Raw genomic sequence first — 12273 nt, forward strand, 5'->3', positions numbered from 1 at the left:
TGCGATGCCGGAAGCCGGACCGAACCGATCGAATTCACGCAGTTCCACTTTCGAGAGTCTTCGCAGGCTCAGACCACGCTGGCCGGATTAGTACCCTAGCAGGGCAAGTCTGGCAAATCCGTCAGTCTTGGCCCCAACCCCTCGGGAGTCCGCTGGCGCCCTCCAGGCGCCTCATCCTGCGACAACAGGCGAACATCTGGTGATACCGTCGTCGCCATGCGCGGTGGCCTGTTGAACGCTCCCCTGACGCCCTGGTGAATTCGGCGGAAGCCCCGGGAGTCATGAGAAGGGGTCGAATACCATTAGCGGCGAACTGCATTCGTAAAACCCGGGTGACCCCCACTCCAAACGCGCACTCGCCGCGGTTCCGCCGAGTCGATGAGCAGGCGATCGCCGACGTGCGGAGTTCGCACGTCCTCGTGTCGACAAGTCTGGCGGGACATGGATCTTCTTAGCTATTGGCGTAGGTTGCTGCGGCGCTGGCCCGTATTCGTGTCCGTGTTCCTGGTGGTCGCCGCCGGCTTGACGGGGGTGGGGTTGCTCATACCCCCGTCCTACGACGCCACCGTACGGATCGTGTTCACGCCGAACCTGTCCGCGGATACCCCGATGGGAACCCGCCAGATCGCTGACCTCTATCTCACAAGCCGGATGAAAACGTATGCCGAAGTGGTGACGACCAACGAGGTCCTCCAACCGGTCATCGACTCCATCGGCCTGGACATGTCCGTTTCAGACCTGGTCGAACAGACCGAGGTGACGATTCCGGCGGGCACGACGGTCATCGAGGTGGCGGTATCGGAGTCGACAGCGGAAAGCGCCGCCTCCACTGCCAATCGCATCGCCAATCAGATGCCGTGGGCGGTCGCGAGTCTCGAGGGCGCCGCGGCGACCGCCGAGTCACCGGTGCAGGTCCGGGTGCTCCAGCCCGCGGACATCCCCCAGGCCCCATCGTCGCCGAAGATACTGCTGAACCTCGTGGTCGCGATCGGTCTGGCGTTCATCGCCGCCGTAGCGGCAGCGTTGCTCGTCGACAGCTTCCGCACCCAGGCGCCAAAGGCGGAGCCAGGCCACCGCGTTCGGCATTCCCAACCCCGCAGGGATCCCGACGGCCCCTGACGCCGGTGTCGTTTGTCGTCGCCGAGTTCCGCCGGTGGCCACCTCTCATTTGGATATAGTGGGCCGTAGCGTCCGGCCGGAGATGGGGGGTGGCGGTGCCGCGACCGATCGTCACGCGCCATGCTCGCTTCGACATCTCACACATCACCGAGCCCGAGGTCATCGACGCCATTCTGACGCGTGCAGCCCCCCTGGCCTCCGGCGCGGCTCATCTCGTCGTCACGCCCAACATGAATCACATTGCGCGTCTTCAATCCTCAGCGGAATTCGCCGCAATCTACGAACGCGCCGGACTCATCCTGGCGGACGGCTGGCCGGTCGTGCGTCTGGCGAAGAGCCTGGGGGCGGACATCTCGGGTCGGTCCACCGGGAGCGGCATCACGCATACTCTCGCCCACACACCCGGCGGGGGGCGTCGTGTGTTCCTCATCGGTGGCTCGACTCCGGCGTCGCTCGACGCGGCGGCGGCGATCTTCCGCGAAAGCGGTTGGGTCGTCGAGTCGGAGCAGGCTCCGGTGGGATGGCTGAGTTCCCCTGACAACGTCCGGTCGCTCGCGGATCGAGTGGCCGCTTTCGATGCCGATCTCGTTCTGCTGGGAGTCGGATCGCCGCTCCAGGAGCGGGTGGGCGTCGCCCTGCTCGATGCCGAGGGGGTGACCGCGGTGTTGCTCGGAGTCGGTGCCTCCATCGACTTCGTCGCCGGGGAGCGGGCCCGTGCACCGAAATGGATGCAGCGCCTCGGAATCGAGTGGTTCCATCGCATCCTGACCGATCCCGGCCGGCTCTTGAAGCGCTACGTCGGAGACGTGATTCCGTTTCTTCAGGTGGTCCGGCAGTCACACGCCAGTTCGGGGAAATGGAGACAACGCAGATGACCCTGCTCATCGTCACACCGATGTACAACGAGGCCGACAATGTGGCGGGTCTCGTCGAGACACTGCGAGCGCAGCGGTTTCAGGACTTCGACTGGGTGGTGGTCGACGACGGCAGCACCGACGGCACCGCCGAGCGGCTCGCGGAAGTCGACACCGAGCGCATCGCCACGGTGCTGACGAAGGCCAACGACGGCGGGCTGATCGCCGGGTCGGAATTCAGGTCATGGCGTTTCGGTGTGGACAGGGCGCTACCCCAGAAGCCCTACACGCATGTCATGAAATTGGACGCGGACGCCCGACTGGCGCCCGACTATCTCGAACGGATCGTGACTCTGGCAAGCGGCACCGTCGGCGTCGCCGGCGGCGTGATTGCCACAAGGGGTATGGCGGAGCAGAAGTTCCACGTGCCAGGGGCCGTCAAGCTGTACACCATCGACGCGTACCGGGCGACCGAGTCGATGCCGGCGGCACACGGTTTCGACGCGATCGACGAGGTCGCGGCCAGCCTGGTCGGTCTCGAGACGCGGGTGGATCCCGGCGCCCGGTTCGAGCTGGTGCGCGCCATCGGCGCCAGCGCCGGCGAGATCCAAGGTCGCTATCGCAACGGCCGGACGTGCCGGTGGATCGGCTACTCCTTTCCGTACTTCCTGGTCCACTTCCTTCGGTACCTGGCTCGGCGCCCCTACGTCATCGGCGCGTTCGCGCTACTGTGGGGCTACCTCACCGCCGGTGGTGGGCCGTTCGCGCCGGAATTGAAGAAGGCGCATGCCCGCATGCAGCGCGCCAAGCTTGCGAGGGCCCTGCGCAACCCACTGGCCTTCTGGCGCGAGGCCTACAAGATCTGACCCGTGAAATGCGCCGCTAGCGCTGTGAATCCTGCTCAGCGGCACGCTCCGTGACGCGCTCGAGAATTCGTTTACGCTCCCCGATGCCTATCGAATTCGTCGACTGAATGGCACACGCGATTTGGTCGGGCGGCAGGCTTTCGACGAAGGCCGTTTCGTCCTCCGGCCCGGTGAAGTCCCCCGTCCAACGCGAATGAGACAGAGAGCGGGTGTGTTTCGCCAACCCCGCCGCGTCCAGACCGAGGACTTGCTCGACGAAGACGCCATAGAGCACGTATTCGGCGAAGTGAGGCGTTTTGGCGAGGCTCTTCGCCCAGTTCATTCCCGTCGTCGCTTCGATTCGCGCCGTCATGGCCTCCACGACCGTCCGGCGCCAAACGACGATCTGATCTATGTATTCGGCGGTGTAGTAGTCGGATTCGGGAAGGCCGAGCAACCGCGCCGCTGCCGCGTACCAGGGAATATGCGCTTCGTGGACCAGCTCCACGTCACTCGCATGGAAGCGAGTCTTGCCGTCGGTCACCAGATTCGAGACGGTGAAGGGACGGATGAATACGCTGTCGCTGTCGACATGGACCACGATGTCGACTTCGCTGCGGAGGGTTGCGGCGATCTTCATCATCTGCTGCGCAATCCAGCCGCGTACCGGCAGGCTGAACGGCGTCAGGTACACGTTGCGCCGGGGGAGCCGAAGTCTCGCACGCCATTTCGGCCCGGGCAGCGGCACCTTCCACAACCACTTCGGCAGTAGATCCTCCTGCGCGCCGAGGGTTCGTCGCGAGGTCGCGAGCTCGGCGAACAGCGGAAGATCGTGCCGAGGCACGTACAGCCGATGAGACATGCCGTCCGGTGCGAATTCATCGACGCTCGCGCAAAGCAGCCGGCAGACCTCAAAGTCGCCGCTGTAAGAGCACGTGATGAGCTGGACCGCGTTTCCGCTCATTGGCTCCGCTTCTGGCCTCATCCGGATTTCCACCGATTTCTGCGCGCCGGGCAGGAACGTTCGTAGTGTACCCAGCATTGCATATATGGAGTATGGAGCAGCGGCGTCACATCAACGCCGTCGCTTCTCCGGTGTGTTGGCCGCGTGCGCACCCTTGCGCCGCCCGACGACCGCGAAACGCGACACCGCTGCGACCGCAACGCCCCCGACGAGAACCAACGCGATCCACTCCGCCGCCCGCCAGACACCAGTCGCCTGATCGCCTTCCCCGAGCAGGCGGTGCGCGGCAGACGCCCAGAACCCGATCGCCGGGCCACCTTGACAAGTGCCGTCGGTCTCCCCTGGGTTCTTCACCCACAGGAGGCCATCGAGTGCGCCGCCCCAGAACAGCTGTGGCGCATGGCCCAATCGTGCCCCCGGGGCGTTGCAGAAGGTGTCCTGTGAGCCGGCGCCGTTTCGACCGATGTCGATGACGTAGTGCACGTGGTCGACGCCGAGCTTGCTGAGCTCGAACCGCACACTCTCGGCGTACCGCACCTCGTCTTCTGTCGAGTTGTAGTTCGAGACGTTGAGACTGAACCCCGCAATCTTATCGACGCCCACCGTTTTCAACCGGTCCGCGACCTCGGTTGCGCTCAACCAGTTCCCGTGCCCTGCATCGATGTAAACCCGTGCGCCCGTGTCCGACAGCGCGTCGACCGCATACTGAAGGCTGCTCACGCGGTCGCCCTGTTCGCACTGCCCCAACTGTGCGAGCGCGTCGGGTTCGAGGATGACGATCGCGTCGCTGTGCCCCGTCAGCGCTTCGGCAGCGGCGTCCACCCATTCCTGATACTCCTGCTCATCACGGGCACCGGTGTACACCTGCCCGGCGAGCGCATTGCCCCCGCAATCGAGTTGGGGAATCCGGTAGAGCACTATCGTCGGGATTGCATTCGCCAACGTCGCGCCCCAGAGGTAGTCGCCGATATCACGCCGGACCGTCGCGGTTGTAGACCAATCGGAGAACCACTTGGCTTGCGGTGTTTCCGCGATCGGACTCAATCGCGAATCCTCCCGCGCCGCTTCGATCGCCAGCAGTTGTGGATCGCGATACAACTTGGTGTCCACCGGCTTGCTGCCCGCTATCACCTCCGAATCCGAAGGGACCGGCAGTTGCCCTGAACGGGTGGCCGCGCCGACCGCCACCAACAGGACGGCAACGATCAGCACCGCCGCCATCACGAGAAGATAGGGGCCTTCTCGTCGCAGGACCCGCCGCCACCGCGACGGAACGGGACCACCGTGCCCGCTGTTCATCGATCAGGTGGTTCGTCGTGCGAATCGTCGGTTTTGGCCAGGAACAACACCGCGAGCGGGACCACCGTGACGGACCAGAAGGCGGCGTTGTCGATGTAACCCAGCGGTACCTCGAGCCACCCGCACACGAGGGTCCCCGTGATCAGCATCGCGGCGATGGGAAGGCATGGGTTTCCGGGCGTGGTGGTGGCAAAGGTCTGGATGAGCAGCGAAGCGACAGCGACGAGCGCAAGCGAGATCCCGCCGGTGGCGAGCCATTGAACGAACTGATTGTGTCCGGAGAACGCCCCAGAGCTCAGCTGGGAGGTGTCCGTCGCCGCGACCTGCGCATACCAATCCCTCCCCATGCCGAAGAGCGGCGCCTGCGACGACCATTCCGTGAGCGAGCCGTTCCAGATGACTCCGCGGCCGGTGAATGCATCGGGATCCCAGCCCGCCGTCGCCGACAGCCAGCCCGCCAACGGCAGCACAGACATCACCGCCAGGGTGGCAAGGGCTGCAAGTCGTGCCAGCGCGGACGCCGTGCGGTGCCGTCCGAACTTCGCGCAGGCCCAGGTCAGCGCGCCCACCAGCAGCATTCCGCCCGCCGCGAACATCGCGATGCGACTCGACGACCAGCAGATGGCGAACCCGACGACGGCAAGCCCGGACACCCGCAGCCATCGTCGCCGGAGCATGAAGACCGCTGCCATCCCGATCGCCAGATACAGGCCCAGGATGTTCTCCGCCGTGAACATTCCCTGCAGCAGCCCCAGTGACGGGAAGACCGCCTTGTCGACACGCTCCCGCACAGTTCCGTCTGCCTCACGCACCCGGCCGGCATCTGGCTGCAGGAAACCGAACGCGATCGCGGCGACTGCCGTCAACACCACGAGAGCACCCAGCGCGCCGAGCACACGGGGGCTGGGCCGCAACGCGGCCAGCGCCAGGATCACGACGAGGTAGAGGACACTCTCGGGGCTCGGAGAGCCGGAATACAGGGTGCGCGTCAGGATCACGAGCCAGGGCGCCAGCAACACAACGAGGCGCCACAGGCCGGGTCGAGTGAGGTCGTTGATCCGCAGAAGGATGATGGCGACGCTGAGGCAGACGACCAGCAGGAAGGACATGCTCGAGACCAGGCCGGCGGCGGCCGGCCAAATCGGTTCCTCGCCGACCGGCACGAACACCTTGTCCGCGGTCACCGACAGCACGATCCGAGCGCCGACCGCCCTACACCACAGGAGGCCGATGAGCAGTACGGCCAGGGCGTCACACGAGATGAACAGCCGGCTTCGCTGTTGCATCCGCCCTCCGCTCGCACTGCTCGACGTACTGCCGTTCAAGTGGCGGTACGCGAGCACGTGGCGAATGCTACCGGCACGCCGGCCCCACGATCAGCAACGCGTACCTGGCCGGGAGGGGCGATGCAACAATTGCGGAGTGGCCGAACGTTACCTGATCGCGATCGCTACATACCTCCGCCCGAAAGGGCTGCAGCGATTACTCGACAGTGTGGAAGTGGCCATCTCGTCAGCGCCGGAGGACATGGCGCCGGTGGATGTCGTCGTCGTCGACAACGACGCCGACGGATCTGCGCGTTCCACCGCAGCCGATCACCGGCTCGGCGCCACCTATGTCGTCGAACCCGAGCCCGGCATATCGGCTGCCCGCAACCGCGCGCTCGACCACTTCAGCGATCGATACAGCGCGATCATCTTCGTCGATGACGACGAGTGGGTGTCCCCCGCTTGGTTGACCACCCTGACGACGTATGCGGCGCAGACGCGAGCCGACGTGGTGGTGGGCCCGGTGATCAGCGTGTTCCTCGAAAACACGCCGGAATGGGTGACGCGTGGCGGCTTCTTCGCCCAGCGATCGCGTCCGAGCGGTGAACAGCTACGTCACGCACCGACACACAACACGCTGCTGCTCCGCGACGCGTGGGTCCGCGCCGGCTCGCCCCGGTTCGACCCCGCGTTTTCGAGAACGGGTGGGGAAGACACCGACTTCTTCCACGGGATCCGAAAGTCGGGTGCCGACATACTCTTCTGCGCGGAAGCCGCGGTGTACGAAGAGGTGCCCGTCGACAGGCAGTCGTTGCGTTTCGTGCGCCGCCGAGCGATTCGCGAGGGCGCCAACGAGACCCGGGTGCTGCGGAAACACCGTGACCCGGTCGGAATTTCCCTGGCCAGAGGCGTCCGCAGCGGTGTGTACGGAATCCTGTTTCTCGGACTCGGTTTGGCGACAGGTCGCGGTGTCCAGGCACGGCCGTACTTCAGTCTGTTCTACGCTCTCGGACAATTCGCAGGCATGTTCAATTACCAGGTCGAAGGGTATACGCGAGCCACCGGCTCGAACACCGGCCGTTAGCGGGTTGGATCTGTCTGAAGGATTACGTTGATGGCGCCGAACTTCGCCCGCAATACGCTTCTCGGATTCGTCGCCGGCGCGGCCGTCACTTTCTCCGGATTCGTCGGAAGCGCGATTGCCGCGCGACTGCTGGGCCCTGACGACTTCGGCGTGGTCGCGTACGTCGTCTGGTGCGTGACGATCGCTGTGGCGGTTGCAAACCTGGGCAGCGACGTGGTTCAGCAGCGCTTCATTCCGCAACTGCGCGCCGGGGACGACAGCGACCAGGTCGACGGTCTTGTCGGAGCGATCATGCGGCTCTCCATGCTGGCCGCCCTCGTCGTCGGCGTGGTGTTGTTCGCGTATCTGTCGGGTCCCGGGAGCAGCGCGCTGCAGGAAGGCTCTCCGCAATCCCAGACGGTCGTGATCGCCATCGCGTTGACCTGGTTCATCTGCTGGAGAATGGGCGACCTGTATCTGTTCAATCTGAGAGGTGAGCAGAGATTCGACGCACTCGCTCGCGTCTCGACCACGTCGGCGTTGCTGCGGGTGGCGACGACCGTACTGGGCGCCTGGCTGTTCGGGGTCCCCGGTGCTCTTGTGGGCTATATCGCCGCAACCATCATCCCGGCAAGCCGACTGTTTCCGCTGCTGCGCCTCAAGCCGCATGTCGCCAAGTCGCTCAGGCGGGAACTCGTCGGGTTCGCGCTGATGAGTTGGACGATCGCGGTGATCGGGAATCTGCTCTTCGGCCGGACGCAGATCATCTTCCTCGAGCACTACACGACGATCGCCACCGTCGGCTTGTTCGCGGTCGCCCTCACCGTGGCCGAGATGGCAGCGCAGTTGCCGCCACTCCTCCTTTCCGCACTGTTGCCGCGCTTCAGTGAGCAACGCGGCCGGGGTGCACACGAGCACATGAAGCGCTTGTACCGAACGATGACGGCGCTGATCGCGATGGTGATGATGCCGATCTGCCTCTGTCTGGCGGCGATTGCGCCGGTCTTGGTGCCGCTGATCTTCGGCCCGGAATTCGGCGACGCCGCCGGGGTGGCGTCGATCTTGTTGATTGCCATAGCGATCAACAGTCTTGGCGGAACCAACCTCTCGCTGATCCTCAGCATGGGCAAGAACAACATCCTCTGGCTTTCGAATGCCGTCGGCCTCGCCGGCGTGATCGCACTGAGTTTCCTGCTGATCCCTCAGTACGGGCTCATGGGTGCCGCCTGGTCGCGCGCGATCATCCAGGTAGTGGTCATTCTGATCGAAATCGGCTGTGCAGCAATTCTGTTGAGACTTTCGGTGCCGTACCGCGCGCTCGGGGCGATAGCGATCGCCGCGGTGGCCCAAGGCGCGGTCGCTCATGTCACCGTCGTGAACCTGAGTGGTCCGTGGTCGTTGGTGCTCGCCGTACCCGCCGCAGTGATCACGTATCTGGTTGCCGTCCGCGTGCTTCGGATTCTGCCGTTGGTGGACCCCGAACTGCCCGATCGGCTCGTTTCCCAGGCCCCGGATCGACTGAAGCCACTGATGTCGCGAGTTCTACGGCTGCTGTCACCGACGACAGCGGGGCGCACAGAGCAGGATTGACGATTCTGAGGCCCACAAAGGATTACGCTTGGCGCGAGCACGAACGACTGGGCCAGGCAGCACGCAGAGAGGCTGTAGATGATCAATGCTCTCCTGATAGGCGCTGGTGCCGTAGTCGAGGAGTTCTACCGAGCCCCCCTGCGTCGACTGGAGAAAGCCAAGGCCATTCGGGTCCTGGGCGTCGTCGATCCCAGCGAGGCACGAGGACGCCAGATCGCGAGTCAGTTCCGGCGGGCGCGTTCTTACTCGGACTGCGAGACAGCGTTTCGGGGCGCCACTTACGATCTCGCCATCATCGCCTCGCCGCCCGGCCTGCACGCCGACCACGCGTGCATGGCGTTTGAACACGGCTGCCATGTGTTGTGCGAGAAGCCGATGACCACGACGGTGGCCGACGCGGACCGGATGAACGCCGCAGCAGCCCACGCCGATCGCATCCTGGGGGTGGCGTACCCCCGGCGGTTCTACTCGAACTTCGCCGATGTCGCGCGGCTTGTCGCGGGCGGAGAGCTGGGTGACGAACTCGAATTCACGTTCCGCGAGGGAAACACCTACGGCTGGCCCGCCGCAACGGACGCAGCTTTCCGGCGCGAGCGATCGGGCGGCGGCGCACTGCTGGACATCGGCGTGCACATGTTGGACCAGCTGACTTGGATTTTCGGGGACCCAACGGTGACCCGTTCGTACGACGACAGCTTCGCCGGTGGCGTCGAGACCAATTCGCTGCTGGAACTGACGTTTCCGCGAGCCCGCGGCATCATGCAGGTCAGTTGGGAGTTTCCGTTGAACAACGGGCTCTGGATACGTGGCGCGAAGGGCGAGGTCATGCTCGGCGGCGGAGACCTCCGCACCTACCGCCGCAAAACTGCGCGGGGCTGGACACTCGTGCCGGCCACGACGTCGTGGCCCACAGATCTCACGCCAGGCGGCGGCAAGCGGATACGGCCCGGCAATTTCCGCCCCTGCTTCGATGCCGAGCTGGTCGCCATGCTCAGGTCCATTCGCTATGGCGAAGCGCTTCCCGTCACCGGCGTTCAGGCGGCAAGCGTCCAGACCGCCATCGAACAGGCCTACGAGCGCGCTGAAGCGCTCGATTGTCCCTGGCTGCCGGAAGAAGAGCGGGCAGCCGCACGAGCCAAACACTGGAAGGCCGCACAATCATGACGAAGCCGATCGCGGTCATCGGAGCCGGGGGCTTCGTCGGTGCGCGTCTCGTCGAACGCGCCGAGCTCGTCGGGGACATGTCCGTCGTCCCCATCGTCCGATCCTGGCGCAGCCAGGGACGTTTGGCACGCTTCGGTATGCGCACGGTGCTCGGGGACGCGGGAGATCCGGCATCGCTGGTGCCCCTGTTGAAGGGGTGCGGCATGGTGGTGAATCTGACCCTGGGCAACGACGAGCGCATCGTCGGTGACGTCCAGTCCATGTACACCGCCTGTCAGCAGGCCGAGGTTCCACTCTTCGTGCACATGAGTTCCGCGGAGGTCTTCGGACGGGCGGAGGACCCGAATCTCACCGATGAGTCCTTTCCCGATGGCCGGCACTGGATGGAGTACGCCCAGGCGAAGACCGCGGCCGAAGCATGGCTGCGATCGCAGCCGGAGGGGCCGGTCCGGATCGTCATGTTACGGCCGGGGTTGGTGTGGGGGCCGGGCGCGGGATGGCTGGTGGAACCGGCCCAGGGGATGGTCGACGGCACCGCCTACCTGTTCAACGGCGGGCGCGGGATCTGCAATCTGATTCATGTGGACAACCTCATCGAACACCTTGTCCAACTTGCGAACTCACCCGATATCCGCTCCGGTGTCTTCAACATCTCGGACGAAGAGACGCTCACCTGGAGTGAGTACTATCGCGCCATCGCCCGTGAGGTGGGCGTCGATCCGTCGACGATTCGGCTGCTCGACGATTCGGCGTACCGAGAGAACCGCATGCAGAAGGTGCAGAAAGCTCTCGACATCGCGCCTGCCCGCGTGCTCAAACGTCGGCTGAGCGGCGACACCAAGGGCCGACTCAAGCAGCAGTTGGGCGATTGGCTGTCGCCGCCGAGTACCGAGGTTCAACCCTTTCACCCGGAACCGGCCGTCACCAAGTCGCTGTGGTGGCTGCAGGGCACGGTGCACAAACTGCCGTCGACGGCATTCACTCAGCAATATCCGGATCTTCAGCTTCAGTCGTTCGACGACCTCATGACCGCTGCCGGGCGGTGGCTGCGGTTCGCGGGTTTCGAGGCGCCCGGTTCGGCGCGCTAACCCAGCTTCCGCAACCGCGGCTCCAGATCGCGCTGGAACAGCTCCAGGAACCGGCGCTGATCGTGGCCGGGGGCGTGGAACACGAGGTGGTTGAGCCCCCAGTCGACGTAGTCCTTGACCTTCTCGACGGCCTCGTCCGGATCGGATGCCACGATCCAGCGCTTGGCGACCTGCTCGATCGGCAGTTCGTCGGCGGCCTTCTCCATCTCGATCGGATCGTCGATGCTGTGCTTCTGCTCGGCGGTCAGCGAGAGCGGCGCCCAGAAGCGCGTGTTCTCCAGCGCCAGCTCGGGATCGGTGTCGTAGGAGATCTTGATCTCGATCATCCGGTCGATGTCGTCGGAGTTCCGCTCGGCCTTCTCGGCACCCTCCTTGACCGCCGGGATGAGCTTGTCCTTATAGAGCTCCTCGCCCTTGCCGGAGGTGCAGATGAAGCCGTCCCCGGCGCGTCCCGCGTACTTCGCGACCACCGGGCCACCGGCGGCGATGTAGACGGGCACCCCGCCCTCGGGGACGTCGTAGATGGACGCGCCCTTGGTGCGGTAGTACTCGCCCTCGAAATCGACCCGGTCACCCAGCCACAGCTCGCGCATCAGCCGCACCGACTCCCGCAGCCGCGCGAAGCGCTCCTTGAAGTCCGGCCACTCGCCCTCGTATCCGGTGGCGATCTCGTTGAGCGCCTCGCCGGTGCCCACCCCGAGAAAGATCCGCCCCGGATACAGACACGCCATCGTCGCGAACGCCTGCGCGATCACCGCCGGGTTGTATCGGAACGTCGGCGTCAACACCGACGTGCCGAGCTGGATCCGTTCGGTGCGCTCCCCCACCGCCGTCATCCATGCCAGCGAGAACGGCGCATGCCCACCCTCATGACGCCACGGCTGGAAGTGATCGCTGACAGTCGCACTGTCCATCCCGTGCGCTTCGGCCGCCACCGCCAGTTCCACGAGCTCACGGGGCGCGAACTGCTCCGCCGACGCCTTGTATCCGAGTTTGAGTTCAGCCACGGTTCTGTTCTA

At 65.1% G+C, this 12273-nt stretch carries 11 protein-coding genes; 7 read left to right on the forward strand and 4 right to left on the reverse strand.

Annotated features, from left to right (window positions below; genetic code table 11):
• Positions 1–441 precede the first annotated feature (441 nt).
• From A5757_RS12370 to A5757_RS12380, 3 genes are all read left to right on the forward strand, one after another.
• Entirely contained in the window at positions 442–1119 is a 678-nt protein-coding gene (locus A5757_RS12370) for a YveK family protein (protein ID WP_197497326.1), read from the forward strand.
• Positions 1120–1208: 89 nt separating this feature from the next.
• Complete coding sequence (locus A5757_RS12375; RefSeq protein ID WP_066833884.1) at positions 1209–1994, forward strand: WecB/TagA/CpsF family glycosyltransferase; 786 nt, start codon at positions 1209–1211, stop codon at positions 1992–1994.
• Positions 1991–2839 (forward strand): glycosyltransferase family 2 protein, encoded by an 849-nt coding sequence (locus A5757_RS12380; protein WP_066833887.1) that lies wholly within the window; start codon positions 1991–1993, stop codon positions 2837–2839. The genes A5757_RS12375 and A5757_RS12380 overlap by 4 nt, the downstream gene beginning before the upstream one ends.
• 16 nt (positions 2840–2855) lie before the next feature.
• Here the strand turns inward: A5757_RS12380 and A5757_RS12385 are convergent, their stop codons facing one another.
• The 3 genes from A5757_RS12385 to A5757_RS12395 all read right to left on the reverse strand — a co-directional run bounded on the left by A5757_RS12385 (position 2856) and on the right by A5757_RS12395 (position 6367).
• A complete protein-coding gene (locus A5757_RS12385; protein WP_197497327.1) occupies positions 2856–3860 on the reverse strand; it encodes a DUF6492 family protein in 1005 nt (334 codons plus the stop codon).
• Positions 3861–3893: 33 nt separating this feature from the next.
• The gene (locus tag A5757_RS12390; RefSeq protein WP_066833893.1) at positions 3894–5003 is read right to left on the reverse strand and encodes a glycoside hydrolase family 6 protein; all 1110 of its coding nucleotides are present in this window, start codon (positions 5001–5003) and stop codon (positions 3894–3896) included.
• A gap of 74 nt (positions 5004–5077) precedes the next feature.
• Entirely contained in the window at positions 5078–6367 is a 1290-nt protein-coding gene (locus A5757_RS12395; protein ID WP_066833896.1) for an O-antigen ligase, read from the reverse strand.
• 136 nt (positions 6368–6503) lie between these two features.
• Here A5757_RS12395 and A5757_RS12400 point away from each other — a divergent pair, with 136 nt between their 5' ends.
• From A5757_RS12400 to A5757_RS12415, 4 genes are all read left to right on the forward strand, one after another.
• Positions 6504–7433 carry a glycosyltransferase gene (locus A5757_RS12400; protein WP_066833898.1) on the forward strand — a complete coding sequence of 310 codons (930 nt, stop codon included), beginning with the start codon at positions 6504–6506 and terminating at the stop codon, positions 7431–7433.
• Positions 7434–7463: 30 nt separating this feature from the next.
• Complete coding sequence (locus A5757_RS12405) at positions 7464–9002, forward strand: lipopolysaccharide biosynthesis protein (protein ID WP_066833900.1); 1539 nt, start codon at positions 7464–7466, stop codon at positions 9000–9002.
• A 78-nt stretch (positions 9003–9080) separates the two neighbouring features.
• On the forward strand, positions 9081–10166 hold the full coding sequence (locus A5757_RS12410; RefSeq protein ID WP_066833903.1) for a Gfo/Idh/MocA family protein: 1086 nt from the start codon (positions 9081–9083) through the stop codon (positions 10164–10166).
• Entirely contained in the window at positions 10163–11254 is a 1092-nt protein-coding gene (locus A5757_RS12415) for an NAD(P)-dependent oxidoreductase (RefSeq protein WP_066833906.1), read from the forward strand. Before A5757_RS12410 ends, A5757_RS12415 begins: the two co-directional genes overlap by 4 nt.
• On the opposite strand, the gene fgd is transcribed toward A5757_RS12415, so the two are convergent.
• Entirely contained in the window at positions 11251–12261 is a 1011-nt protein-coding gene (fgd, locus tag A5757_RS12420) for a glucose-6-phosphate dehydrogenase (coenzyme-F420) (RefSeq protein WP_066833909.1), read from the reverse strand. The two genes, A5757_RS12415 and fgd, sit on opposite strands and share 4 nt — an antisense overlap.
• Positions 12262–12273 lie beyond the last annotated feature (12 nt).

Origin of the sequence: Mycobacterium sp. 852013-51886_SCH5428379 (assembly GCF_001665575.1) — a bacterium.
GTDB lineage: Bacteria > Actinomycetota > Actinomycetes > Mycobacteriales > Mycobacteriaceae > Mycobacterium.